The organism is Thalassospira sp. CH_XMU1420-2 (assembly GCF_037029325.1).
Classification (GTDB): domain Bacteria; phylum Pseudomonadota; class Alphaproteobacteria; order Rhodospirillales; family Thalassospiraceae; genus Thalassospira; species Thalassospira povalilytica.
Genome location: NZ_JAYMEG010000004.1, coordinates 193,744 through 218,656 on the forward strand (window position 1 = coordinate 193,744; position 24,913 = coordinate 218,656).

A 24,913-nucleotide genomic window follows, 5' to 3' on the forward strand; every position below is an offset into this window, starting at 1 on the left:
TTTCGGGCGGGGTTATATTGCTGGTATTAGGGTGCTGTCGGGTTCGACTGAAATTGTCTGCAAAACCAGCGGTTAAAGTATTTTCTTAACAGCTTGGCGTTTTACTGTCGGGGAACAATATAAAACACGGGCAAACAATCGGGATTTCGGCGTGGCAGAAGAAGACGACGAACAGCAAAGCGGCGGGCAATCAGCAGCCAAGATGGCGATGAAGCAGATCGCCGAACGCGAATTGCGGACCATCCGTCGGCGCATTCGGCGCCGCAGGATGCTTTTGATCGGGTTTTTCCTGTCGGTAACGATCTTTGCCGTGCTGGGCATCGGCTATTCGATCCAGTCCAATCTGGATCTGAGCCGCAACATGATCAGAAGCCCCGAAATCCGCATTCTCGGCTATGACGGGGCGCTGCTTGAAACCATCAAGGGCCATTACAGTCAGGATGTCTCGCTGACCACCCTGCCCGAACGGGTCCAGAACGTGTTTGTCGTAGCGGCCGACCCCGGTTTCTATGATCATTTCGGGGTGTCGGGATCGGATTTTGCCCGGATTTTCAGCGGCCGCGAAGGGGCCGGATCGACCATCACCATGAAGGTCGCGCGCAGCTTCTTCAAAACCAAGGCCAACAGTGCCGGGCGCCATTTCCAGGAAGTGCTGGTTGCCCTGTGGCTGGAATGGAGCTTCAGCAAAAAAACCATCCTGCGCAGCTATCTTGAACGCAGCTATGTCGGGCGCGGCATTTTTGGCATCACCGCGGCATCGCGCATCTGGTATGGCAGCCCGTCCGAACGCATGTCCCTGCATCAGGCCGCCGTCCTTGCCGCGGCCATCAGTGATCCCGAAAAATTCAACCCGCTGTTCTATCCGCGTGAAACCGCCGCCGAAGCCAACGAAATCCTGGCCAAACTCGGCCAATACAAATTCATCGAAGCCGACCGCGTTTCCGCCCTGACCCTGGTCATGCCCAAGCTTGATGTCCAGATCGAGGAAAACGTCCTGTCGGGCTATGTCGTTGATATGGTGCTCGAAGAAGTCGCCGATCTGGTCGGCTATAGCAGCCGCGACATCGATGTGGTCACAAGCATTGATCTCAAGGTACAAAACCTGGCCCGTGATATCGTTGCCGAGGTCTCCGAACTGCGTCTTAAACCGCGCGGTGCCGATCAGGTCGGCCTGCTGTCGATAAGCCCCGAAGGCCGCATCCGTGCGATGATTGGCGGGGCGAACTACACCCCGTTCCAGCGCAACCGCGTGACCGAGGTCCGCCACCCGGCCGGACGTATGATCAAGATCGCCACCTATTATTATGCGCTCAATGAAAACAGCGACCCGGCGCAATGGGTGCGTGATAACCGCATGGCGGTCGGCGGCTGGCGTCCGATCAACCCCGATCACGAATATCAGGGGCAAATATCACTGCGCGAAGCTTTCGTGCGCGATGTCAACACGGTGCCGACCAATCTGGCCGATCATTACGGGCTGCTCAATGTGCGCGAATATGCCCGCAATATCGGCATCAAAAGCCCGCTTTCGACCGATATCCGAACCGTCGTCGGTCTTGATCCGGTCACCGTAAGCGACATTGCCGCCATTCATGCCCTGCCGCAGAATTCCGGCAAACCGCCCATGATCACCCTGATCAACAGCGTATCCTATACCGACGATCCGAGATCGATTCCGATCTATCAGCGCGTTGAAAACCCGGAAACGGAAAAACGCCTGACTGACGAGGCGATCCAGGGATCCTACGTGCTTTATGCCAGAGTCACCGACCCGCAAGTGCGCCTTGACCGGCCCTTTGCCGGATACGGCACCGTGGCGGGCGGGCGAACCGATGCCTGGTATGTCGGCTTCTCGTCCGATCTGATCACCGCGGTCTGGGCCGGCAATGACGCGCGCGAACGCATGGATGTACGCGGCGAGGTAGAACTTGCGTCTTTGTGGCGGTTATTTATGCTGGATGCCCATGATGGCTTGCCCATCCGTTCGATGATCCGTGCGTCTTCGCAACGGCGCCGGGACGGTGATGGTGTAACCGACCTGTGGAAACAGGATCTGAACGCAAAAAATGATAATTAATCAGGGCCACGGTTCTTTCATATTATTGTAAATGGTGATTGGTCTTCGGATCGATCAGTTTGCAATAATCGTGAACGGGTACGGCCCGGGTCGCAAAGCGGGGAGACGGGGGACTCCCTCCTCGGTTGGGACATATTGATACTAATACGCCGGATTGAACGGCGCATCCGCCTGACGGGCAAGTGACATCGGTTTTGACGTCACTTTGGCGCGCGCGGATGTGTTTGTCATGACTCCGGTCCAGACCGATAGGTGCATGTGTGGCCCAAAGAGAATTCAAACGGCGAACCAGCGTTCGCAAGGGATCAACCGGAACAAAGCGCAAGAAAAAGCGCGTCAGCAGTGCGGGCAAACGCAAGGGAAGCCTGTTTTCACGCCTTGGTGACATGATCCCGGGGCCAGAAGCCATTGCCAAATTCATTGTTCTGGGCTCGATCTGGGTCATGGTGCTGGGCGGTGGCGTGATCGCCTATTATGGCTATGGCCTGCCCGAAAAGGTCAGCTTCGATGTCGCCAGCGAACGCAAACCGTCAATCCGCGTCATCAGCATCGATGGCGCCACCCTTGCCTCCTATGGCAACCGCTATGGCACCCCGGTCGAAGTCCGCGATCTGCCCGATTATGTCGGTCAGGCCTTTGTCTCGATCGAAGACCGCCGGTTCTATGACCATTTCGGGGTTGATGTGGTCGGCATCCTGCGCGCGGCCTGGACCAACCTGACATCGGGCCGCATCGCCGAAGGCGGCAGCACCATTACCCAGCAGCTTGCCAAAAACCTGTTCCTGTCCCCCGAACGCAGCTTTGGCCGCAAGATCGAAGAAGTCCTTCTGGCGATCTGGCTGGAATTCAAATTCGACAAACAGCAAATCCTGTCGCTGTACCTCAACCGCATCTATTTCGGGTCGGGCCTTTACGGGATTGATGCCGCTGCGCGCTATTATTTCGGCACCGACCCGCGGCGTCTGAACCTGTATGACGCGGCTGTTCTGGCCGGCCTGCCCAAGGCACCAAGCCGCTATAACCCGATGGTCGATCCGGTCAAGGCCGCCGAACGTGCCAATATCGTGCTGGCCGCCATGGCATCGACCGGCGCACTGACCAATGCGCGGGCCGAACGCGCCAAACAGTTCCGTGTTCGCACCGCGCGCAAGGCCAATACCGGCCCGGGTGTGCGCTATTTCTCGGACTGGGTGCTGGATCGGGTGCGCGACTATGTCGGCTATATCGATCAGGATCTTCTGGTCCACACCACCCTTGATTCCCGCCTTCAGGAAATCGCCGAATTCAATCTTGAACGCGCACTTGAAAGCAACGGCGCAAAGGCCAAACACGTCACCCAGGGCGCCCTTCTGGCCATGACCCCGGACGGGGCGGTGCGCGCAATGGTCGGTGGACGCGACTATTTCGAAAGCCAGTATAACCGTGTGACCCAGGCCCGCCGGCAGCCGGGATCGGTGTTCAAACTCTTTGTCTATCTGGCCGGTCTGGACAAGGGCCTTGGCTCAAACGACTGGATGCGCGATGTCGGCATTACCATCAATGGCTGGGAACCGCGCAACTTTGACCGCAAACATCACGGCACCATGTCGATCCGCGATGCGGTTGCGACCTCGAACAACTCGATCGCTGTCCAGATGGCGATGGAAGTCGGTCTGGACAAGGTCATCCAGAAGGCCCGCGATATGGGCGTTTCATCGGAACTCAAAGCCGAACCAAGCCTTGCCCTGGGCACCAGCGAAGTCTCGATGCTGGAACTGACCGGGGCCTATGCCATCGTTGCCAATGGCGGTTTTTCGGTCTTCCCGCATGCGGTCAGCAAGATTGTCGGGCGCGGTGGCGAAGTTCTTTATGAACGCAGTGACGATTTCCCCGCCCGTCTTCTTAACCCGCTTCATGCCGGTGAAATGAACAACATGCTTTCGGCCGTGATTGCCAAGGGCACCGGACGCAATGCGATCATCGACCGCCCGACAGCGGGCAAAACCGGCACCACATCGGATTATCGCGATGCCTGGTTCATCGGTTACAGCTCCGATCTGGTGGCCGGTGTCTGGATGGGCAATGACGATGGCAGCCCGATGGACGAAGTCACCGGCGGCGGTTTGCCCGCGACGCTGTGGCATGACTTCATGCTTCATGCCCATCAAAACATCCCGGTCCGATCGCTTGGCAAGGCCGCCCTGGCCCGATCCAAAAAGGTCGGCGAAGACGAAAGCTGGCGCGATTTTACAAAAGGCTTCAGTGCGAGTAGCAAAAAAGAATAGCGCGTAAAGAAGCGCATTCAAGACAGCGGATCATGGAAGCATGATCCGCTGTTTTTGTTTGGGGCATTGATCGGAAATTTCAGCCAAAAAAAGACCGGCATCGATAAACGAGCCGGTCTTCAAGTTTGGTTTGCATGGTCACACCACGTAGGGGGCAGTGTGACCAGGGAGTTTCTCACCTGTCGGTGTGCGACGCTCGGAGTCGGAGTGGACAACTCATCGCTTGCAGCGGCCGATTGGCGCTGAGGGTGACGCAGCGCCGCGGTGAGGGTCTCAGGCAGCGACTGCCTGATCAGTGAGCGCCTCAAGGAATTCCAGGCATTCCTCAAGTTGCGAAATCTCGATAAATTCGTTGGGCTTGTGGGCCTGCTTGATGCTGCCCGGGCCGCAAATGATCGACGGGATATTGCCCTGTTTTTCAAATACGCCGCCTTCCGAACCGTATGACACCTTGCCCGAAATTTCCGGGATGATGTTGCGCACAAGTTCGAATGCCGGGGCATCGGTGCAATCGCCCATCCCCGGATAGGAAAAGATCTTTTCCCATTCAAATCCGGTTTCCGGGGCCTTTGCCTTCATTTCCGCATCCAGTGTCGCCATGACCGTATCGCGAATTTCGGCAATCACCGCTTCGGCGTCATGTTCGGGCAGATGGCGGATTTCAAAGGTGAATTCACAATAATCCGGGGTGACGTTGGTCGCCGTGCCGCCGCCGATCGTCGTGGTCAGCATGGTGCTGTGCGGGACGGTGAAATCTTCGTCAAACGGACCGTTTTCTTCGAAATCGCGGGCTTTCTCGGCAATCAGATTGATCGCACGTGATGCATATTCGATGGCATTGACATGGTTGGGCGCAAACGAGCTGTGCCCGGCCGTACCGGTAACGCCCACACGCATCGAATATTTGCCTTTCTGGCCATTGATGACCTTCATGTCGGTCGGCTCACCGATCACGGCCAGACGCGGCGGGGTGTCCATGGCGGCAAGATGATCGACCATCGATCCGACACCGATACAGCCGACTTCCTCGTCATAGGACAGGCACAGATGGAACGGCATGGTCAGGTCGCGTTTGACCAGATCGGGGATCAGCGCCAGCACACAGGCCGAAAAGCCCTTCATATCGGCCGCACCGCGGCCAAACAGTTTGCCGTCACGCTCGGTCAGTTCAAATGCCGGGCTGACCCAGGTGGTTTCAAGGGCGGGGACAACATCGGTATGACCCGAAAGCGCAATGCCCGGAACCCCTTTGGGGCCGATGGTCGCAAGCAGGTTGGCCTTCTCGCCCGTTTCATCATGGAACAGGGTCGATTCAATGCCATATTCCGCCAGATAGTCGCGGACAAAATGGATCAGACCGAGATTCGAGTTTTTGCTCGTGGTGTCGAACGCAACCAGCTTGCCAAGCATATCGATGGCACTATGGAGGCGGGACATATTGGTTTTGGACATTCTAACTTTCTCGTTTCTCGGATCAGGAAGCGGATGCGGTGGCCGCAGCACGCTTTTCGCGCCATTTCTTCCATTCACGGCGAATGGTCAAAGTGACGAACAAAACAGTCAGGACAAAGAAGCCCCAGGAAATCCACGATTGGAAGAAGACGCCAAGATCACCGCGCGAAATCGCCAGCGACCGGCGCATATTGTCTTCAAACATCGGGCCAAGGATAAAGGCGATCAGGAACGGGGCTGCCGGGATATTCAGCAGCATCATGATAAAGCCAACCACACCCATCACCAGCAGAACCGTGACGTCAAACGGGCTGGCCCCGATCGAATAGATGCCATAAACGCACAGGATCAGAATGCAGGGCAAAAGCAGCGTCTGCGGAATGCGCGAGATTTTGGTAAAGGCATTTGCCGTGACCTTGCCTGCGATAAACAGGAAGACCGAACTGAACAGAATGCCGATAAACAGCGCGTAGACCTCGCCGATATTGTTCTGGAACAGAAGCGGACCGGGGGTCAGGCCATGGATCATGAAGGCACCCAGCATCACACCGGTGATCACGTCACCAGGCACACCCAGCGCCATCAACGGGATCATGGTCGCGCCACAGGCGCCGTTATTGGCTGATTCGGATGCCGCAACACCTTCAAGTTCGCCTTCGCCGAACTTGTCACCGTTTTTCGATGTCCGGCGGGCCTCGCTATAGGAAAAGAACGCAGCAGTCGACGGACCGATACCGGGAATGGCACCCAGAATAACCCCGATCAGCGACCCGCGGCAGATCGATTTGATCGATCCGCGGAATTCCGAAAGTGTCAGGCGGTTATCGCCAAGTTTAAGGGCTGCATTGTTTTCTTCCGGACGGAACACAACCATCTTGATCAGTTCAGGCAGCGCAAACAGACCGATCAGAACCGGCACCATGCCAAGACCCGATTTCATGTCCTCGGACAGGGCAAAGCGGTAGGAGCCGTAAATATCTTCGCCAACAGTTGCCAGCAACAGGCCAAGACAGGCCGAAATGATGCCCAGAACAAGCGAACGGCCGGAAATACTCGCAACAATCGTCAACGAGAACGCCATCAGCATGAAGAATTCCGGCGGGCCAACACGCAGCGCAAACATCGCCAGCGGCATCGCCAGGAAGAACAGCGAAATATTCGAAATGAAATCGCCGATACAGCTTGAAACCAGCGCCATGTTCAGCGCCTTGCCACCCTTGCCGGCCCGGGCCAGCGGATAGCCGTCAAGAACCGTACAGGCCGCTGATGCGGTGCCCGGCGTCTTGATCAGGATGGCCGAAATCGATCCGCCATAGGTCGACCCCTTATACAGCGCGACCAGAAGAAGAATACTGGTGACCGGCGGCAGATAGAAGGTAAAGGGCAGGGCAAGGGTCACGGCCATCGTACCGGTCATGCCCGGGATGGCACCAATGATCACGCCACCCCAGATCCCGGCAAACATCGCCAGAAAGTTCGGCAGGGTCGCGACCGCCTCAAAGGCATAAAGCAATTCATTCCACATAACGATGGGGACTTTCGATCAGATCAGGGTTACGAGGTCAGAAGAACAGCGTACCTTCGGGGAAGGGCGTATGGGTGACTTCGGTAAACAGCAGATAAAGCAGAACCGGGAAGATGACGGTCAGGCCGATCATCCAGAACTTGCGTTCGAAATTACCGGTCATGATGAACAGCACACCCAGCATCAGAATGGTTGCCGGCACAAATCCGACGATCGGCATTCCGATGACAAAGGCGGCAAACACAACCAGAACAGCGGCAAATCGAACGATCAGCGTCTTGTGACTCATGATCCGGGTGCCAAGGCTGGTGACCTGGTTGCGGCTGGCTTCGCGCATTTTGGGAAAGGCCAGAATGACGGCCAGAACCCCCATCACCAGCCCGATGATCGCGACCACGCGCGGCCACATGTCAGGCGGTGGCGCAAAGCCGGGAATGAAAGACGGAACCTTCACATAGATCGGGATCAGAACGAACAGGACGATGGCAAAAAATGCCGTGGCAAGCAGCCCTGCATAGAAATCGCGATTTTGGTTCATGGTTCCGTCTCGCATTAAAAGTCTGAATTAAACGACGTTCGAAAACGTCTTACTGGATGTAGCCGAACTTCTTGGCCATACCGTTGTAAAGCTCAAACTGGCTTTTAACGTAAGCGGACGGATCTTCGTCACCAATGACCGAGGTCGAACCGCGTTTCGCAGCAAGATCAAGCCACTGTTCGTCGGTCGCAACTTTGCCAAGGATTTCGGTCCATTTGGCAACGACGTCTTCCGGAAGACCTTTCGGAGCATAAAGACCGCTCCAGCCGCCAACCTGGCCTGCCTGTGCATAACCCAGTTCTTTGGCAGTCGGAACGTCCGGAAGGGCAGCCATACGCTTGGGCGAATAAACCATCAGCGGGCGCATTTTACCGGCTTCGATATGGGGCATCAGCGAACCCGCTGCAATCGCCAGGAAGTCAACGTGACCGCCAAGAAGGGCAGCAGCCAGGGCCGAACCGCCTTTATATGGCACGAGGGTGGACGCGGTCAGCGGATCAAGATCGACATCAGACAGCAGGGCCTGAACCGAGAAACCGTCAATCGCGGTGGGGCCGGATGCGGCATAGGTGGTTGCACCGTTGCTGTCTTTGATTTTCTCGATCAGCTCATCAACGGTTTTGATGTCGGAATTGGCGTTAACAGCCAGGATCATCGGGGTGGATTCGAGAATACCCAGGAAGGTGTAATCGTCCCAGCCAACCGGGCTGTCAGCATAAACTGCCGGATACAGCGCCATGCCAACGCGCGACAGCAAAAGAGTATAGCCGTCCGGCTTCTGTTCGGTGACGAAACGCGCACCGTTCATGCCGCCATTACCGGTTTTGTTGACCACAACAACCGGCTGGCCGTCGGTGTAGCTGCGTGCGGTTTCTGCAAGCGCACGGCCGGCAAGATCCGATGCACCACCCGCACCATAAGGCACGACAAGGGTGATGGCTTTTTCAGGATAGGCATCAGCCTGGGCGGTTGAGATCATGGTGGTCGTCGCAAGGATGGCGGCCGCTAGGCCGGCTGCTTTTTTGAGCTGTCGAAACATTTTCATGTCTCCCTGTGTGGTGGTGGCAGGATTGCCGGAGCTCTGTCTTTTGTTTTTTTGTGGCTTCATCCATAGACAAACTATAACTGGTGACGCAAAAAATTAATTTCAGTATAACTAATTTACATACTGAGTGCGGGATGGCGACAAACACTGGCCGTTTCTAGAGCCCGGAAATGCTCATGCATGGCCCGAACCGGCGGTTTCGGGCGGGTATTGCGGGACGGGCAGGGCTGTTTGTTCTGCGACGGGTCGGGGCAAAATTGCCTGCTCTCAGATGCTTAACCGGATGCCCCTGGTATCCAGAACGGCCGTTTTGGACGGTTATGGGCGATGATCGGAACCTGAATTATGAACCTGCGCGAACTTGAAAGTTTCAATGCCTTTATGACCTATGGTTCGGTGACCAAGGCCGCCCAGGCGATGAATATTAGTCAGCCGATGGTCAGTCGGCTGCTCAACAATTTCGAAAAATCGGTCGGGTTCGAACTGTTCAGCCGCAAACGCAATCAGTTGACCGCAACGAGCGAGGCCCAGCAATTTCACGCCACCGTCTTGCGGTCGCTCAATGCCTTTCGCGAAGTTGAAACCCAGGCCCGTGCGATTGCCAACGAGCAGCTCGGATCGATCCGCATTGCAGCCCAGCCGATCTATGTTGATACCTATCTGATTGATGTGGTCGCCAAATTCAAACAGGCCCATCCCAATGTCTCGATCAGCATCACCGATACCGGGCTTGAGGGCATGCTTGATATGATCTCGACCCGGCAATGTGATCTCGGGATTGGCATTACGCTTGATCTTCAGGATCCCAACGTTCTGGTCACCCCGCTTGCGCAATCGCGTGCGGTCTGTCTGATGCCGGTTGATCACCGACTGGCCGGGTTTGAAACCATCGATATTGATCTTTTGCGCGGCGAAAACTTTGTCGAACTGTCGATCGGCTCACCGTTGCGCACCAAGATCGACTATATCTTCCAGATTGCTGGCTGGCCGCGCAAGATCGCGGTCGAAGGCCGCACCATCCGCACCGTGTCGCGACTGGTCGAACGCAATGTCGGCATTGCCGTCAGTGACCCGTTCGCAGCCCTTCTGGTCGATAACAGCAAGGTGGTGGCGCGCACCCTGACCCCGGCCATTGAATGGGACGTCGCGCTGTTCACTGCCTCGCGCGAACTCAGTGCTGTGGAAAAAAGCTTCCTGGCCTTCCTGCGCGCCGAACTGCCCCGCCTGCGCGAAAGCGGTTGCGTGATCTAAGACCGACGTGACCCCATGCCGGCAACATACTGGCAACGCAGTCTGGCAGCTGTAAACTTTTCTTTACAGCAATATCGGTGTTGCCGTGCTGCCGATCGCCGCAGAAAAGCAGATTGTTAGTTTAAAACTAATAATTCGCGCAATTATTTGTTACCGTTTATCAAAAGCAAGCTTCGCAGCCAGCCCCAAAAACACGCAGCCGGTAAAAATCTGGAAACCGCGGGCGATCCGGGCGGAGCGGGCAAACAACTGCCCAAGCTTCCCGGCAAAACTTCCGACCAGACAATTGATGATGGTTCCGCCGACATTCAAAATCAGTCCGAAAATCAGGAACTGCGCCAATATTGATCCGCGCGATGCATCAACAAATTGCGGGATAAAGGCCAGAACAAAGACGATGATTTTCGGGTTAAGCAGATTGACCACAATCCCGTCACGCCAGGCGGAAAAGGCGCTGGAACGCTTGGTTTCTGCCGGTGTCAGGTCCTGCCCCTGTGACCGGAACGCTCCGATGGCCAGCCACACCAGATAGGCAATCCCAAGCCAGCGTAAAACTTCCAGTGCCACCGGATGGGCCGCAACCAGGGCTGCCAGTCCAAGACCGGCCAAAAGCGTATGGATCATCGCACCCGTTGCAATGCCAAGACTTGCGGCATTTCCGGCCCGGGGGCCGGACTTGATGCCCTGACCAAGACAAAACAGCATGTCATTGCCCGGCGTCATGTTCAGCGCCAGTGCGGTGGGGATAAAAATCGCCAGTGTTTCAAGCGGGATCAGCATGGGTGGGGCTCCATGAAGGCGGGTAAAAACTTTTTAAAATCAATTGCCTGCGCCGTAACGATGCAGGGCCGACCCATTCTTTTTCAGCCAGTGCTGCTGTTTCTTGGACGGGCCATAAAGGTCTTCGACCACGGCCCAGAAACGGGCGGAGTGGTTGAGTTCCTGAAGATGGGCGACTTCGTGGGCGACCACGTAATCAAGCACATCTTCAGGGGCAAGAACGAGTCGCCAGCTAAAGGACAGATTGCCGTTTGACGAACAACTGCCCCAGCGCGTGCGGGTGTCTTTAAGCGATATGCGACTGATTTTCTTGCCGATCCGATCGGCATAGGCATGGGCCCGCGGGGCGATTTCAAGCTTGGCCTGTTTTTTGAGCCAGTCGGTCACCCGCCGGTTGGTATATTCCGGCTGGCCCGATACCCAGATCACCCCGGCCTCGGCCCAGACCCCGCGTTTGGCATCGGGAACAGCGCGGATGGCGTGATCGTGGCCCAGGAATGGAATCCACGCGCCCGGCGCAAATTGCACCCGCTCGGGAAGGCGCTGAATATGGGCGGTGACCCAGTCGCCATGCTGATGAAGCATCGAAATCGCGGTTTTGCGCGACACCCCGTTGGGCACGACAATTTCCACCCCGTCAAAGGCCGGATCGATACGCAATTTAAGCCGCGATGCGCGCGCACTGGGGCGCAAACGGACCGGCAGGGGTCCGATTTTGGGCAGATCGATCTCGGTTTCTTCGGTTGCTTTGAGCATTCGGAGCGGTTTTTTCCAAAAGCAGGGCGAAAATTTGCGGGTTTTTGTGCCTTTTTGACATCAACCCCATCTTGGGTCTTGCCCGCTGGTAGTGTTTTCCTATACTCCGCGCTCAAGGTCTAGGGCTCTTTGCGCAAGCTGCCCTGCATTTTGCGCAAAGAGCCGTCGAACTGTCCAATGGACCGTTCGGGGCCGATCGCAACAACAATGTTGCATAGCCAACAGGGATGAATGGCCAAATCAAGCCGTGCCCTGGATTTTATCGGAAGAAGAAAGGCGTCACTCCCATGAGCGATAAGGTCAAAAAGGTCGTCCTTGCCTATTCTGGCGGTCTGGATACCTCGATCATCCTGAAATGGCTTCGCGAACAGTATAACTGCGAAGTCGTAACCTTCACCGCCGATCTCGGCCAGGGTGAAGAGCTGGAGCCGGCCCGTAAAAAGGCGGAAATGTTCGGCGTGAAACAGATCTTTATCGAAGATCTGCGCGAAGAATTCGTTCGCGACTACGTTTTCCCGATGTTCCGTGCCAACGCCCTTTATGAAGGTGTTTACCTGCTCGGTACCTCGATCGCCCGTCCGCTGATCGCCAAGCGCCAGATCGAAATCGCCGAAGAAGTCGGCGCAGACGCCGTTTCCCATGGTGCGACCGGCAAAGGCAACGACCAGGTCCGTTTCGAACTTGGTTATTATGCCCTTAAGCCGAACGTTAAGGTTATCGCGCCGTGGCGTGAATGGAACCTGAATTCGCGTACCGCCCTTCTGAACTTCGCACGCGAACATCAGATCCCGATTTCGGCCGACAAGCTTGGTGGCGATGAGCCGCCCTATTCGACCGATGCCAACCTTCTGCACATTTCGTATGAAGGCAAGGCGCTGGAAGATCCGTGGGTCAAGCCGAACGAAGGTATGTTCGAGCGCACCGTGTCCCCGCAGAACGCCCCCGATGCGATCACCACGATCGAGGTTGAGTTCGAACAGGGCAACCCGGTTGCGATTAATGGCGAACGCATGAGCCCGGCCACTTTGCTGACCAAGCTCAACGAAGTTGCCGGCAAGAACGGCATCGGTCGTCTTGATCTGGTTGAAAACCGTTATGTCGGCATGAAGTCGCGCGGCGTTTACGAAACCCCGGGCGGCACCATTCTGTCGGTGGCGCATCGCGCGATGGAAAGCATCACCCTTGACCGTAACGCCGGTCACCTCAAGGACGAGCTGATGCCGCGTTATGCCGAGATGATCTATAACGGTTACTGGTGGTCGCCGGAACGTCAGGCCATCCAGCGCCTGATCGACGAAACCCAGAAAACCGTGAACGGTGTTGTCCGCCTTGACCTGTATAAGGGCAATGTCACCGTCACCGGCCGCAAGTCGCCGAACTCGATCTACTCCGAAGAGCATGTCACGTTCGAAGCCGACACCGTCTATAACCAGCGCGACGCAGAAGGCTTCATCAAACTGAATGCCCTTCGTCTGCGTCTTGGTTTTGACCGCGACAGCGTGAAGTAAGTTTTCCGCACGCAATTGTGGAAAGACAAGCGAGGGGCATGATTGCCCCTCGTTTTCGTTTGAAAGCCCGGCTATAAAGCCGGGAGATTGGCTTGTTCAGATAATTGTATCGGTGATGCAACGCTATAAATGTACCGTCGAATATGACGGCCGCCCGTACCACGGCTGGCAATACCAGGACGAAGTGATTTCGGTTCAGCAGGTTTTTGAGGCCGCGATCGAAAAATTCGCCGGTACATTCGTGCGCGTCTATGTTTCGGGCCGGACCGATGCCGGGGTGCATGCCCTTGGTCAGGTGGTGCATTTCGATCTGCCGAAATATTATCCGGCAGAAGCCGTGATGAATGCGATCAACCATCACCTCAAACCCGATCCGGTCGCGATCAAGGAATGCGAGGAAGTCACAGAAGACTTCCATGCGCGCTTTTCATCAAAGAAGCGCTACTACATGTACCGCATCATCAATCGCCGTGCGCCGCTGACCTTTGAGGCGGGGCTGGCCTGGGGGATATACAAGCCCCTTGATATCGATGCGATGAACGAAGCCGCCCAGCATCTGATCGGCACCTTTGATTTTACGACGTTCCGGGCAACCGAATGTCAGGCCAAAAGCCCGATCAAGACGCTGGAAAAACTTGAAATCAAACGCAGTGCGGAAAACCCGCTTGAAATCCGGGTCTTTACCGAAAGCCGGTCCTTTTTGCATCATCAGGTGCGCAATATGGTCGGCACCCTTGTTCTGGTCGGCAAGGGCAGCTGGAAGCCGATTGACGTCAAATCAGCGCTTGAGGCCAAGGATCGCCGTGCGGGGGGGCCAACCGCCCCGGCAGACGGGCTGTATTTCGTCAAGGTCGATTACTAGGGCCCGATCCTGAAACTGGCTCCGAAAACTGAGCCCAAGAATTTACCCCGAGATTTAACCCGGAAAGCCGACCCAAGAGCTGACGCAAAGGCTGACTCAAAAGCTGACTCCGGGGGCATGCCCCAAGACCCGTTTGTGCGTCACGTCGGTCGATTTTTTTCGGTTTGTATCGTTTCAATTTTGGTTTCGCCGCGCGCCTGCGCGGTGCGCCAGAAGCTGTTCAAGGTCGTCAAAAACGCAGTTTTCGGCGGGCTGAACAAGGTGCGGGACAATGCAAGGCAGTCGCAAATTGATGTGACTATTCAATGGTCTAATTAATTATACATAAATATTAATTGTGTTATTGTACATTTTATAAGGAATCTAATCTTGGCGCTAAGACCTTCGTGAAATGTGAACAGAAACCATTCACTGGCAGCCTCTTTTTTACCGGTGATGGTGAAGAGTGAGAGAGCATGTCCAAAAGTCTGGTTTTGAAAGTTGCGCTTGCCGCCGTTCTTATTTTGATGAGCGGGATAATCTTGCTGGGTATTCTGATCATGCAACGCGTCGATCAGAAAGTCGCAGCCGACAGCATCGCGTCGCAGAAGCTTAACCTGCGCATTGCCGCGATGTTGCTTCAGGATGCCAATCCTGATTTCAAAATGACGATCAGCAAGGATGGCGAGACATCCAACCTGATCATGAATGAAATCCCCGACCTGTCATCCCATGAACTGATTGATCGTATTGGTACCGCTACCGGCGAAACCGCGACAGTCTTTGCCTATGTACCGGCAGAACAGGACTTCGTGCGGGTATCGACCAATATCATCAAGCCTGATGGCAATCGTGCGGTTGGCACGATGCTTGGCAAAGGCAGTGCTGCCTATGAGCCGATCATGTCAGGCAAAACCTTCCGGGGTGAGGCGCTTATTCTCGGGACTGAATATATCACGCAATACAGCCCGATCATGAGCCCGGCCGGGGATGTGTTGGGCATCCTGTATGTCGGGATCAAAAAGGAAGACGTCGTTGCGGTTTCCGATGAAATCGCCACCCGTATCGCGGTGGTCGGCCTGATTGTGGCTGTGGCCTCGGCGGTTTTGCTGTTCCTGTTGCTGCGCTGGCAGCTTGGCCCGCTTCGGGTTCTGAGCCAGACGATTTCGCGCTTTGTTGATCGTGATTTCAGCCAGGAAGTTTCCTTTGTCGATCGCAAGGACGAAATCGGTTCGATTGCCAACGGTCTGGTGCGCTGGCGTGAAACGGCCGCGAAGATCGAAGAAGCCGAGGAAGCCCGTGCACAAGCCGAAAAACGGGCCGAGAAGGAGCGTATTGATCAGCGCAACCGTCTGGCCGTTGAACTTGAACAATCGATTGGCCAGATCGTGACATCGGTGCGTGAAGCAACCGGCGGCATGATGCAGTCGACCTCAAGAATGCGGGAATCGGCCAACCATTCGGTCAGTCAGAGCCAGAAGGTTTCTGATGCGGCCAATGATTCGGCACGGAACGTTCAGACCGTTGCTGCCGCGACCGAAGAATTGTCGGCTTCGATCAGCGAGATTGGCGGGCAGGTCCGTGAATCGACGACAATTGCCGAAACCGCAGTGGGTGAAGCATCGCGGGCCAATGAAATGGTCGGTGGTCTTGCCGAAGCCGCAGAACGCATCGGCGAGGTTGTCAGCCTGATCAACGACATCGCAGCCCAGACCAACCTTCTGGCGCTCAATGCGACGATCGAGGCGGCCCGTGCGGGTGAAGCAGGCAAAGGATTTGCTGTGGTTGCACAGGAAGTCAAAAACCTTGCCAACCAGACGGCCAAGGCCACCGATGACATCGCCCAGCAGGTCGGTGCCATTCAGGATGAAACCAAGGTAACGGTCGAGGCGATCGAGAAAGTCACACAGACGATCTCGTCGATCAGCGAAATTGCCAACGGTATTTCATCCGCGGTCAATGAACAGAACGCCGCAGTCAATGAAATCGCCAATAGCGCGACCAGTGCTTCTGCCGGATCGACAGAAGTGGTTGCCAATATTGACGAAATCCATGAAGCCGCGACCAATAGCGGTGCGGCTGCCGGTGAACTGGATACCAATGTGGCTGCCCTTGCAAAACAGATCGATACCTTGCAGGGCACCGTATCGGACTTCCTGTCGCAATTGCGCGCAGGCTAAATTACGGCCACCGGCAGGTGCCGGTTCGGACCGTGATCAATCTGACAAACGAAAAAAGGGTGGGCCAAGTCCCACCCTTTTTTTTATGGTTGATCTGATCAGGTGCCTGGCGCATAGCCGAAGGATTTGAAGATATCGCCGTCTTCGGGAAGCCGCACCTTGTTGATGTCCGGGAATTCATCGCGCCAGACTTCGTTGGCATAATAATTCCGATAGAATGCGGAATCCTTGCTTGCTTCCTTTGTGGATCGGGTCAGTTCCCGAAACATGCCGGATGGGGCGTCAAGATGGGGGCTTAGCGTTTGGAAAGCCTGCATCTGATCTGTGACGAAATCTTCGAACTTGATGACGGTATAGCCGATCCCCTTGTGGTCGAGCTTGTCCATCAGGTCGCGATAGGATCGCAGCTTTGCCGCATATAGTTCCAGCGGCTTATAGGTTTTTTTCGGCAAATTGTCGCGACCGACTGTTTCCCAGTCCATTTTGGCAAAATCAATCAGGCTGGCCGGCTTTTCAACAAGCAGATGATAGGGTTTCTGAAACAGACCGATCAGCCATGAAAGCGGATGGCGTACCGTAAACACAAAATGGACGTCGTCATTGACCGTCGCGACATCAAAATATGTCGCGGCATGTTTCCATTGTTCCAGAATCGGGCGGCCCTTGAAGGCAGCATCGATAAGTTGTTCTTTGCCCTTGGTCGAAATGCCCATCCGCATCATGATTGCCAAATTCTGCCGGGCTTGCGGGGATACTTCGGCCAGAACACTCGGCAGAACCACGGATTTGGAATTGCCCCTGATTACAGTCATCAGGGCATTGGTTCCGGTATTGCGTTCGCCAAAGACTTTGATTTTCATCACGTTCCCTTGTGATTTGCGCGACTGTCACCAGCCGGTGCAACGTCAAGAACGACAATGATAGAGGCAAGCGGTTAACAATGACACCCGTGATCGTACCATACTTCGCCATGCATATCGCCGGACGGCGTCCGGGTAAGCCGTCCGGGGTAAGCCGTCCGGGTTGGTCGAGATGTCCTAGCCAAAGATCCAGTGCCACAGGAACGGGATGGTCAGGGCGGTGGCCATTGTATTGAGGCCCATCGCCAGACCGGAAAAGGCGCCGGCGGTTTCATTGACCTGAAACGCGCGGGCCGTGCCGATCCCGTGGGCGGCAACCCCCATGGCAAATCCGCGTGCGCGCCAGTCCTTGAGGCGGGCCTTGTTCATGACCATCGGGCCAAGCGTGGCTCCGACAATGCCGGTTGCAATCACACAGACAGCCGTCAGGGCCGGAACACCGCCAATTTCATCGGCAATGCCCATGGCAACCGGGGTCGTGACCGATTTCGGCGCGAGTGATGCCAGCGTTTCCGGGCTTGCGCCCAATGCCCAGGCCAGAATGACCGTGCTGGCACTGGCGACCAGTGATCCGAACAGAACCCCGAACACAATGACCGGCAATGCACGTTTAAGGGTCGCGGTCTGACGGAACAGCGGCACGGCAAGTGCCACCGTTGCCGGACCCAGCAGAAAGTGGACGAACTGTGCCCCTTCGAAATAGGTGGCATAGGGGGTGCCCGTGACATTGAGCAACAGGGCAATCAAAGCAATGGCGATCACCACCGGATTGCAGATCGGGTTGCGGTTGCTTTTCTGATAGAGCCAGAAGCCAACAGCATAGGCAACAAGGGTGATGGTCAGTCCGGTCAGCGGCTTGGCCGACAGATAGACCCAAAGCTGGGTGATATCGGCTTCGTTCATTGCGCGTCCTCCGCCTTTTGTGCCGTATCCTGTTTCGGGAACAGCTTTGACATCAGAAGGGCGGTCAGAACCATGGTCAGAAGGGTCGAGATGGTCAGGGCGGCGGCAATCGGCAACCAGTCGCCCTTGAGCCGGTCAATCTGGGTGACGACGCCAACCCCGGCCGGCACAAACAGCAATGAAAAATGGATCAGAAGATTGTCGGCGGCATCTGTCAGAACCTTGGGCGGTTTTCGTTTGACCAGAAGCCCGATGAACAGAAGAACCATCCCGATGACCGGACCGGGCACCGGCAGGTCAAACAGTTCCGAGACCACTTCGCCAAACAGCTGGCAAACAAGGATCAGGGCAAATGCAGCAATCATCAACGACCTCCCCACAGGTGTTTTGATCTGACGTTATCTGCAAGACATAATGCCTGTGAGGGTATTGGACTTTTATTAATTACGAAAAACGCCCGTGCCGATGTGGCACAGGCGTTTGAAATTATGGAATTTTGCCGCGTTGCTGCGGTCTTACATAATTTCCAGAACGCTTTCCGGCGGGCGGCCCAGTGCGGCCTTGTTGCCATTGACCACGATCGGACGTTCGATGGCGCGCGGATGGGCGCAAAGGGCTTCGATCAGCTCTTCCCCGCGTAAATCGGCGATGCCTTCTTCCTTTGCCTCTTTCTTGCGCAGAATGTCTTCGGGCTTCATGCCCAGCATATCAAGAATGCCGGCAAGTTCCTGTGGGGTTGGCGGGGTGTCGAGATAGGCAATCACATCTGGCGTGATGCCCTTTTCCTCGATCAGGGCCAGGGTCTGGCGCGATTTCGAACAGCGCGGATTGTGATAGATGCGGACCATCATTTGTGGGTTCTCCGTATCATGATGTTTTAGGAGGCGTTTGAGCCAGTCATAAACAGCTTTGCCGTTGCGATCAAATGCCGGAGCGATCAAATGCCGTCGATCATCGAAAGCAGGTCATTAAGCTCATCAAGGTCGCTATTGATGATGCGGGTGGCGGTGTCATAGCCAAAACCCTGCCGGGCCAGGGCCGCCATGTCCTTTTCGCGCTTTTCCTCGCGGATATCGGGACGGCGCCAGGGGCCAAGGCGCCGACGTCGGGCATAGGCGGCGGCCGCGGCAATATTGGGGTCCGTGCCCCGCACTTCTTCATAGGCGGCCTGATCGGCCTCGGCACGAAGATCGCGGATGGCGTCATCAATCTGATCGGATGCAATACCGCGTGCCGACAAATCAGCGGCAATGACGCGCATGGCCTTGCCCTTGCGCAGTAGCGATCTGGCACGACCGCGCGCATAGGCATCATCATTGATGAAGCCGGCCTTTTCGCAGGCAGCCAGAACCGAGTTCATCCATTGCACGGCTTCTTCGGGGTCGGTGCCATATTCGGCAACCGAAAGACGGATTTTACCGCGCATCAGCTTTTCAAGCCGGGCACGCGATGCAGCAAACCGTTCGAGATACCAGGTGGCATAATTCATCAAATAGTCACGGGTGACCCGGCGCGGACGTTTGGGTTCGCGTTTTTTGTCTTTGGCATTTTTGCCATTATTTCCGGTAAAGCGCGCGTTTCCGCCAGACGGCGATGCGCCGTCAGAGGCCAGTGTTTCCGGGCTTTGATGCTGTTTATTGACCATATCAGACAAAATGAATGAATACGCACCCTTGCAAGGATGCCCCCACTCTCCCTATTTTACGCGCAATTGTCTGCATTTTTCCGAAGGAAACTTCATGAAAGAGTTAGCCCCACGTCAGATGGGCGCGGTCAACTGGCTTGGTCTTTGGACACTTTATGCCAAAGAAGTCCGCCGGTTCCTGAATGTTCATCTGCAAACCGTTGGTGCGCCGGTTATTACCAGTTTGCTGTTTTTGGCGGTCTTTCTGCTTGCACTTGGTCGTGCGGTCGAAACCGTCAATGGCATTCCGTTTGCCACCTTCCTTGCGCCGGGTCTGATCATGATGACCATGGCACAGAACGCATTTGCCAATACGTCGAGTTCGATCATGATCTCGAAGGTTCAGGGCAATATCGTTGATGTGCTGATGCCGCCGTTATCGGCCGGTGAAATGGTCGCCGGTTTCGCGTTTGGCGCGGTGACCCGCGGGATTGTGGTTGGTCTGGCAACCGCCATTGCCATGGCATTCTTTGTCGATGTCAGCATCCATAATCTTTGGGCGATCCTGTATTTCGGGATTTCCGCATCGCTGATGCTGTCGCTGCTTGGCATTGCCGGTGGTGTCTGGGCCGAGAAATTTGACCATATCGCGGTCGTGACCAACTTTGTCGTTACCCCGTTATCGTTCCTGTCAGGGACGTTTTACAGTGCCGAAAACCTGCCCGAAGCGGGCCAGATTCTGGTGCATTTTAACCCGTTCTTCTACATGATTGACGGGTTCCGCTATGGCTTTACGGGCATGTCGGACGGCACGATCATGACCGGTGTGATTGTCCTTGCGGCGGTCAATGCGGTGTTGTGGTTGTTGTGCTATCGCATGATCAAAAGCGGGTACAAGCTCAAGGCATAAAGACCTGCCAAAAGCCGCGGAAACGCAAAATTTCTTCAAAAGAACAGCCTCCGAAAGCGGATGCTGTCCTTTTTCATTTCGCGCCGCATTGGCAAACAAACGGACGGGCAAATGGATGGCCCCCGCTTCTAAGGGGTTTTGCGGCGTTGACAGGGTCAAGGAATCTCTTGATACTCCCCGGCTTCCCGGTATTCTGCCGGAGTTGACCAACTGGTCAACAAACCGATTTTTACCCTAATTGAGGAATAAAGAAGTGATTACTCCCGTCATGCCGACCTATGCGCGGGCCGATCTGGCCTTTGAGAAAGGTGAAGGACCTTATCTCTATGCGCAGGACGGCCGACGATTCCTTGATTTCGGGTCGGGTATTGCGGTCAATACCCTTGGCCATTCGCATCCGCATCTTGTTGCCAAGCTGACCGAGCAGGTCGGCAAGGTCTGGCATACGTCGAACCTGTATCGTATTCCGGGGCAGGAAAAGCTGGCGGAACGTCTGGTGGCCAACACCTTTGCCGATACGGTGTTTTTCTGTAACTCCGGGGCCGAGGCCAATGAAGCGGGCATCAAGATGCTGCGCCGCTATCAGCACGTGTCGGGACATCCGGAAAAGAACCGTATTCTGGTTGCGACCAATGCGTTTCATGGCCGTACCCTTGGTACGCTGACGGCTGGTTACAGCGACAAGTACCGCGAAGGTTTCGGGCCGATGCCCGACGGCTTTGACCGGGTTGCCTATGGCAATCTTAATGAATTGCGCAACGCGATCACGCCCAATACCGGCGGGATCCTTCTGGAGCCGATCCAGGGCGAAGGCGGCATTTGCCGTGCGCCGGAAGGCTATCTTGAAGGTGTGCGCAAGGCGGCTGACGAGTTCGGCATGCTGGTGATGTTTGACGAAGTTCAGACCGGTGTCGGCCGGACGGGCAAGCTTTTTGCCTATGAATGGTCGGACATGATCCCTGATATCATTTCCTCGGCCAAGGGCCTTGGCGGTGGTTTCCCGGTCGGGGCGTTGCTGGCGAGCGAAAAGGCGGCCGCGGCCCTTCCGGCCGGTATGCATGGCACGACCTTTGGTGGCAATCCGCTTGCCATGGCGGCGGCCAATGCCGTGCTGGACGAAGTTTTGAAACCCGGTTTCATGGACCATGTTCTGGACATGAGCCAATTGATCCGCGACGGCCTTGCGGCCATTTCCCGGAAACATCCGGGCTTTATCGCGGAAATCCGTGGCATGGGTCTGTTGTTGGGGATGAAAACGGTCCCGACCAATGTCGATGTTGTTGCCAAGCTGCGCGAGCTCAATGTTCTGACAGTTCCGGCCGGCGATAATGTGGTGCGTCTGTTGCCGCCACTCAACATCACCAAAACCCATGTTGACGAAGCGCTTGCTGCCATTGAAGCAGCGGCCGCAGCCCTGGCGAAATAAGGGCGCAGGAAGGAAGACTAACCATGACTGATATTCGTCATTTTCTTGATCTCGACAAACTGCCGTCGGGAACACTGAAAGATATTCTCGCCCTTGGCGATTCCGAAAAAGCCGGCAATGCCCCGTTTGGCGTCAAGCCGCTTGCGGGCAAGACGCTGGCGCTGATTTTTGAAAAACCGTCGACCCGGACCCGTGTTTCGTTTGAAGTCGGCATGCGCCAGCTTGGCGGTGATGTGGTGATCCTTGATGCCGAAAGCAGCCAGCTTGGCCGCGGGGAAACCATTGCCGATACCGCACGTGTTCTGTCGCGTTTTGTCGATGCGATCATGATCCGGACCACCGATGAGTCCAAGCTGCTTGAACTGGCGCAATATGCCACGGTTCCGGTGATCAATGGCCTGACCGATCAGAGCCACCCGTGTCAGATCATGGCGGATCTGATGACGATCAAGGAACACAAGGGCAAGCTTGAAGGCCTTAAATTTGCCTGGGTTGGCGATGGCAACAATGTATCGACATCGTTCATCCATGCCGCGCCGAAATTCGGCTTTGCGCTTGATATGGCCTGCCCGGTTGGCTATCGCCCCAATCAGGGCCTGATTGAAAATGCCAATGCGCAGGGTGGCCAGGTCCGTCTGACCGATATGGACAGTGCGCTTGAAGGGGCCGATGTGGTCGTGACCGATTGCTGGGTCTCGATGGGGGATGAAGATTACGATGCCCGCATGGCAGCCCTGGCACCCTATCAGATCAATGCCAAAACCATGGCCCAGGCCAAGGATGATGCGATTTTCATGCATTGCCTGCCGGCACACCGCAACGAGGAAGTCACCGACGAGGTGATTGACGGGCCGCAATCGGTGGTGTTTGACGAGGCAGAGAACCGCCTGCATGCGCAAAAAGGGGTTCTGTTATACTGCTTTAACGGCTTGCCATCCTGATCCTTGCGCCTAAATAAGGCAGATCGAATTTGAAGGGCGGCTTTGGCCGCCCTTTGTTATGCTGTCAGAGGTCGGGTAAAGCGTTGTGTTAACGCGCCTCGACAATCGGGGGCTTGTCTTGTTATACGGCCCCAAACACCTAACCACGCGGAAGCCGAACATGCAGATCGCTGTCGATTTTTGCCAGCCATTCACGCTGGATCATTCCAATATTCGCGGCCGCTTTACGCGCCTTGGACCGACGGTGCAGACCATTATCGGTCAGCACAAATACCCGCCGCTTGCCAATCATCTGCTGGGCGAGATCATCGGGCTTGCGGTATTGCTGTCGTCGTCGCTGAAATATGAGGGGCTTTTTACCCTTCAGACCAGCTCGGACGGGCCGATCAGCATGATGGTGGTCGATGTTGACAGTGACGGCAATGTGCGTGCCTGTCTTCGGGTCGATGAAGAACGCCTTACGGCGATGATTGCCGAGGAAGACGGCGGCGAGGAAGCCCTGCGCGGGCAGGTTCTTAAACTGATGGGACGCGGGCATATTGCCTTTACCGTCGATCAGGGCGATGAACATGAACGCTATCAGGGGATTGTATCGCTTGAGGGCGAGACCCTTGCCAAATGTGCAGAAGCCTATTTCCGCCAGTCCGAGCAGCTTGAAACCGCCTTCAAGCTTGAAGTGCATCGGGGTGAAACTGATGCCGACTGGTGGGTTGGTGGGCTGTTCTTGCAGAAAATGCCGGTCAGTGCATCGGGCGATGCCGCCACCCCGGAAGAGGCCGAAAAGGTTGCCGAGGACTGGAACCGTTCGACCATCCTGATGGCCAGTGCGACCGAGAACGAGCTTGTGGATATTTCGCTGTCGGCCCATGACCTGATCTGGCGTCTGTTCCATGACGAGGAACCGCGCGTTTATGAGCAGTCCGATCTTCGATTCAAATGCCGTTGTTCGCGCGAAAAGATCGAAGGTGCGCTGGTTACCTATCCGCTTGAGGAACTTCTGTCGATGCGCGAGGAAGATACCGGCGAGGTTGGTGTTTCTTGCCAGTTCTGCAATACGCGTTATGGCTTTGACGAGGATGACTTGCGCGCCCTTAAGGCCGACGACGCCAATGCAAACGCCAAGGCAGAAGACAGCACGTCAGAAGACAGCCCGTCTGCCTGACGGATCAGATGCCCAACACATGCCATCATGTGAAATAACAGGTATCGGGCGCGTCATAGCCTTGCCTTAATCATCATGCAACGTCACCATGGCTATAAAGCTTGTGGTGGCGTTTTTATATGGCCGCCCAACAGGTTAATTTAGGCATCGAAGTCAGAGGCAAGGGAGTTTGAAGTCATGAAGCTATTGTCCATCAATGGTCTGCGTACCGTGGTTGCGGGTGCGGCACTTGCCCTGATGGCAGCCTGCACCAGCGCACCGGTGGCAAATTACCCCGATGTGACATGGCGCCATCTTACGCCGATCGTATTTGCTGCAGGCCCGATTGAAAAAGTTGCCGCCTGGAGCAATACCGAAGACGGATCGATTGCGTCGGATCTGCCATTCAGCCTTGGCAAAATGGCGATGAACTGGCCCGATGACCGTCTTCAGACCGCAGGCACCAGCGATATGCTGCGCTATTCGGTGACCGAAGCATCAATCACGTCAAACGCGCTCAAGACGACCAAAGGCATCAAGGGCGTGTTTACCGATGACCAGTCCGACAAGATCGAACTCAAGGTCGCAGCCAAGCTTGAACTGATGGATGCCAATGGTGTGCAGAAAGGCGAAGTCCAGGCGATGGCATCGCGGTCACGCACGCTTTCGGAATCGATGTCGGTTGCCGAACGCGAACAGGCGATTTACGACGCGACAGCCGCCCTTTTGATGGATCTGGACCGCGAACTGGAACGCCAGATCAATTCCAATCTGGGGCGTTTCATCCTGCGCTAGGCCGGATATCGAAATGGTGTGACAAAAGCCCGGCAGGAAATTGCCGGGCTTTTTATTTGTCTGATGATTGGGCCGTGCCGTGATTTGTGCCTGGAA

Annotated in this window: 23 protein-coding genes; 12 read left to right on the plus strand and 11 right to left on the minus strand. The window is 55.8% G+C overall.

The annotated features are described in order from the left end of the window. Positions 1–151: 151 nt before the first annotated feature. Complete coding sequence (locus tag WA429_RS14635) at positions 152–2,077, plus strand: transglycosylase domain-containing protein (protein ID WP_287464713.1); 1,926 nt, start codon at positions 152–154, stop codon at positions 2,075–2,077. A gap of 260 nt (positions 2,078–2,337) precedes the next feature. Continuing rightward, positions 2,338–4,341 carry a transglycosylase domain-containing protein gene (locus tag WA429_RS14640; RefSeq protein WP_101246881.1) on the plus strand — a complete coding sequence of 668 codons (2,004 nt, stop codon included), beginning with the start codon at positions 2,338–2,340 and terminating at the stop codon, positions 4,339–4,341. 273 nt (positions 4,342–4,614) lie between these two features. Here the strand turns inward: WA429_RS14640 and argE are convergent, their stop codons facing one another. From argE to WA429_RS14660, 4 genes are read right to left on the minus strand one after another with little or no spacing between them, the layout of a single operon-like run. Then, complete coding sequence (gene argE / locus WA429_RS14645) at positions 4,615–5,793, minus strand: acetylornithine deacetylase (protein WP_101246882.1); 1,179 nt, start codon at positions 5,791–5,793, stop codon at positions 4,615–4,617. A 22-nt stretch (positions 5,794–5,815) separates the two neighbouring features. Beyond that, complete coding sequence (locus tag WA429_RS14650) at positions 5,816–7,318, minus strand: tripartite tricarboxylate transporter permease (protein WP_101246883.1); 1,503 nt, start codon at positions 7,316–7,318, stop codon at positions 5,816–5,818. Between the two features lie 37 nt (positions 7,319–7,355). Further along, positions 7,356–7,856 (minus strand): tripartite tricarboxylate transporter TctB family protein, encoded by a 501-nt coding sequence (locus tag WA429_RS14655; protein WP_114112261.1) that lies wholly within the window; start codon positions 7,854–7,856, stop codon positions 7,356–7,358. 49 nt (positions 7,857–7,905) lie between these two features. Beyond that, the gene (locus WA429_RS14660) at positions 7,906–8,895 is read right to left on the minus strand and encodes a Bug family tripartite tricarboxylate transporter substrate binding protein (RefSeq protein WP_101247048.1); all 990 of its coding nucleotides are present in this window, start codon (positions 8,893–8,895) and stop codon (positions 7,906–7,908) included. Positions 8,896–9,246: 351 nt separating this feature from the next. Between WA429_RS14660 and WA429_RS14665 the strand changes: the two genes are divergently transcribed. Further along, a complete protein-coding gene (locus WA429_RS14665; protein ID WP_101246886.1) occupies positions 9,247–10,152 on the plus strand; it encodes a LysR family transcriptional regulator in 906 nt (301 codons plus the stop codon). A gap of 150 nt (positions 10,153–10,302) precedes the next feature. Here the strand turns inward: WA429_RS14665 and WA429_RS14670 are convergent, their stop codons facing one another. Beyond that, on the minus strand, positions 10,303–10,932 hold the full coding sequence (locus WA429_RS14670; RefSeq protein WP_287464716.1) for a LysE family translocator: 630 nt from the start codon (positions 10,930–10,932) through the stop codon (positions 10,303–10,305). A 39-nt stretch (positions 10,933–10,971) separates the two neighbouring features. Further along, positions 10,972–11,688 (minus strand): M48 family metallopeptidase, encoded by a 717-nt coding sequence (locus WA429_RS14675; RefSeq protein ID WP_206926343.1) that lies wholly within the window; start codon positions 11,686–11,688, stop codon positions 10,972–10,974. Between the two features lie 287 nt (positions 11,689–11,975). Between WA429_RS14675 and WA429_RS14680 the strand changes: the two genes are divergently transcribed. The 4 genes from WA429_RS14680 to WA429_RS14695 all read left to right on the plus strand — a co-directional run bounded on the left by WA429_RS14680 (position 11,976) and on the right by WA429_RS14695 (position 16,217). Then, positions 11,976–13,196 carry an argininosuccinate synthase gene (locus tag WA429_RS14680; RefSeq protein WP_101246889.1) on the plus strand — a complete coding sequence of 407 codons (1,221 nt, stop codon included), beginning with the start codon at positions 11,976–11,978 and terminating at the stop codon, positions 13,194–13,196. Positions 13,197–13,311: 115 nt separating this feature from the next. Then, the gene (gene truA, locus WA429_RS14685; protein ID WP_286887823.1) at positions 13,312–14,058 is read left to right on the plus strand and encodes a tRNA pseudouridine(38-40) synthase TruA; all 747 of its coding nucleotides are present in this window, start codon (positions 13,312–13,314) and stop codon (positions 14,056–14,058) included. Positions 14,059–14,175: 117 nt separating this feature from the next. Next, positions 14,176–14,376: a hypothetical protein gene (locus tag WA429_RS14690; protein ID WP_287464718.1), complete on the plus strand. Its 201-nt coding sequence runs from the start codon at positions 14,176–14,178 to the stop codon at positions 14,374–14,376. 137 nt (positions 14,377–14,513) lie between these two features. After that, the gene (locus WA429_RS14695) at positions 14,514–16,217 is read left to right on the plus strand and encodes a methyl-accepting chemotaxis protein (protein ID WP_287464720.1); all 1,704 of its coding nucleotides are present in this window, start codon (positions 14,514–14,516) and stop codon (positions 16,215–16,217) included. Between the two features lie 98 nt (positions 16,218–16,315). Here WA429_RS14695 and WA429_RS14700 read toward each other — a convergent pair whose 3' ends face one another. The 5 genes from WA429_RS14700 to WA429_RS14720 all read right to left on the minus strand — a co-directional run bounded on the left by WA429_RS14700 (position 16,316) and on the right by WA429_RS14720 (position 19,625). After that, positions 16,316–17,077: a hypothetical protein gene (locus WA429_RS14700; protein WP_287464721.1), complete on the minus strand. Its 762-nt coding sequence runs from the start codon at positions 17,075–17,077 to the stop codon at positions 16,316–16,318. Positions 17,078–17,254: 177 nt separating this feature from the next. After that, positions 17,255–17,980: an LrgB family protein gene (locus WA429_RS14705; protein ID WP_101246893.1), complete on the minus strand. Its 726-nt coding sequence runs from the start codon at positions 17,978–17,980 to the stop codon at positions 17,255–17,257. Continuing rightward, positions 17,977–18,345, minus strand: coding sequence for a CidA/LrgA family protein (locus WA429_RS14710; protein ID WP_114112267.1), 369 nt, complete (start codon positions 18,343–18,345; stop codon positions 17,977–17,979). The genes WA429_RS14705 and WA429_RS14710 overlap by 4 nt, the downstream gene beginning before the upstream one ends. A 150-nt stretch (positions 18,346–18,495) precedes the next feature. Beyond that, a complete protein-coding gene (arsC, locus tag WA429_RS14715; RefSeq protein WP_287464722.1) occupies positions 18,496–18,831 on the minus strand; it encodes an arsenate reductase (glutaredoxin) in 336 nt (111 codons plus the stop codon). An 86-nt stretch (positions 18,832–18,917) separates the two neighbouring features. Further along, the gene (locus WA429_RS14720) at positions 18,918–19,625 is read right to left on the minus strand and encodes a regulatory protein RecX (protein ID WP_287464723.1); all 708 of its coding nucleotides are present in this window, start codon (positions 19,623–19,625) and stop codon (positions 18,918–18,920) included. A 94-nt stretch (positions 19,626–19,719) separates the two neighbouring features. Between WA429_RS14720 and WA429_RS14725 the strand changes: the two genes are divergently transcribed. From WA429_RS14725 to WA429_RS14745, 5 genes are all read left to right on the plus strand, one after another. Next, positions 19,720–20,514, plus strand: a complete 795-nt coding sequence (locus tag WA429_RS14725) for an ABC transporter permease (RefSeq protein ID WP_101246896.1) — start codon at positions 19,720–19,722, stop codon at positions 20,512–20,514. Between the two features lie 268 nt (positions 20,515–20,782). Next, positions 20,783–21,940, plus strand: a complete 1,158-nt coding sequence (locus WA429_RS14730; RefSeq protein ID WP_101246897.1) for an aspartate aminotransferase family protein — start codon at positions 20,783–20,785, stop codon at positions 21,938–21,940. A 23-nt stretch (positions 21,941–21,963) separates the two neighbouring features. Next, positions 21,964–22,881: an ornithine carbamoyltransferase gene (gene argF / locus WA429_RS14735; protein ID WP_101246898.1), complete on the plus strand. Its 918-nt coding sequence runs from the start codon at positions 21,964–21,966 to the stop codon at positions 22,879–22,881. 160 nt (positions 22,882–23,041) lie between these two features. Then, positions 23,042–24,043, plus strand: a complete 1,002-nt coding sequence (gene hslO, locus WA429_RS14740) for an Hsp33 family molecular chaperone HslO (protein ID WP_287464724.1) — start codon at positions 23,042–23,044, stop codon at positions 24,041–24,043. Positions 24,044–24,220: 177 nt separating this feature from the next. Beyond that, a complete protein-coding gene (locus tag WA429_RS14745) occupies positions 24,221–24,817 on the plus strand; it encodes a hypothetical protein (RefSeq protein WP_101246900.1) in 597 nt (198 codons plus the stop codon). The last annotated feature ends 96 nt before the right edge of the window (positions 24,818–24,913 follow it).

Excerpts from the sequence above, each read along its gene's own strand:
- argE (WP_101246882.1), bottom strand. The coding sequence starts at position 5,793 with ATGTCCAAAACCAATATGTCCCGCCTCCATAGTGCCATCGATATGCTT.
- WA429_RS14650 (WP_101246883.1), bottom strand. The coding sequence starts at position 7,318 with ATGTGGAATGAATTGCTTTATGCCTTTGAGGCGGTCGCGACCCTGCCG.
- WA429_RS14655 (WP_114112261.1), bottom strand. The coding sequence starts at position 7,856 with ATGAACCAAAATCGCGATTTCTATGCAGGGCTGCTTGCCACGGCATTT.
- WA429_RS14660 (WP_101247048.1), bottom strand. The coding sequence starts at position 8,895 with ATGTTTCGACAGCTCAAAAAAGCAGCCGGCCTAGCGGCCGCCATCCTT.
- WA429_RS14665 (WP_101246886.1), top strand. The coding sequence starts at position 9,247 with ATGAACCTGCGCGAACTTGAAAGTTTCAATGCCTTTATGACCTATGGT.
- WA429_RS14670 (WP_287464716.1), bottom strand. The coding sequence starts at position 10,932 with ATGCTGATCCCGCTTGAAACACTGGCGATTTTTATCCCCACCGCACTG.
- WA429_RS14675 (WP_206926343.1), bottom strand. The coding sequence starts at position 11,688 with ATGCTCAAAGCAACCGAAGAAACCGAGATCGATCTGCCCAAAATCGGA.
- WA429_RS14680 (WP_101246889.1), top strand. The coding sequence starts at position 11,976 with ATGAGCGATAAGGTCAAAAAGGTCGTCCTTGCCTATTCTGGCGGTCTG.
- truA (WP_286887823.1), top strand. The coding sequence starts at position 13,312 with ATGCAACGCTATAAATGTACCGTCGAATATGACGGCCGCCCGTACCAC.
- WA429_RS14690 (WP_287464718.1), top strand. The coding sequence starts at position 14,176 with ATGCCCCAAGACCCGTTTGTGCGTCACGTCGGTCGATTTTTTTCGGTT.
- WA429_RS14695 (WP_287464720.1), top strand. The coding sequence starts at position 14,514 with ATGTCCAAAAGTCTGGTTTTGAAAGTTGCGCTTGCCGCCGTTCTTATT.
- WA429_RS14700 (WP_287464721.1), bottom strand. The coding sequence starts at position 17,077 with ATGAAAATCAAAGTCTTTGGCGAACGCAATACCGGAACCAATGCCCTG.
- WA429_RS14705 (WP_101246893.1), bottom strand. The coding sequence starts at position 17,980 with ATGAACGAAGCCGATATCACCCAGCTTTGGGTCTATCTGTCGGCCAAG.
- WA429_RS14710 (WP_114112267.1), bottom strand. The coding sequence starts at position 18,345 with ATGATTGCTGCATTTGCCCTGATCCTTGTTTGCCAGCTGTTTGGCGAA.
- arsC (WP_287464722.1), bottom strand. The coding sequence starts at position 18,831 with ATGATGGTCCGCATCTATCACAATCCGCGCTGTTCGAAATCGCGCCAG.
- WA429_RS14720 (WP_287464723.1), bottom strand. The coding sequence starts at position 19,625 with ATGGTCAATAAACAGCATCAAAGCCCGGAAACACTGGCCTCTGACGGC.
- WA429_RS14725 (WP_101246896.1), top strand. The coding sequence starts at position 19,720 with ATGAAAGAGTTAGCCCCACGTCAGATGGGCGCGGTCAACTGGCTTGGT.
- WA429_RS14730 (WP_101246897.1), top strand. The coding sequence starts at position 20,783 with ATGCCGACCTATGCGCGGGCCGATCTGGCCTTTGAGAAAGGTGAAGGA.
- argF (WP_101246898.1), top strand. The coding sequence starts at position 21,964 with ATGACTGATATTCGTCATTTTCTTGATCTCGACAAACTGCCGTCGGGA.
- hslO (WP_287464724.1), top strand. The coding sequence starts at position 23,042 with ATGCAGATCGCTGTCGATTTTTGCCAGCCATTCACGCTGGATCATTCC.
- WA429_RS14745 (WP_101246900.1), top strand. The coding sequence starts at position 24,221 with ATGAAGCTATTGTCCATCAATGGTCTGCGTACCGTGGTTGCGGGTGCG.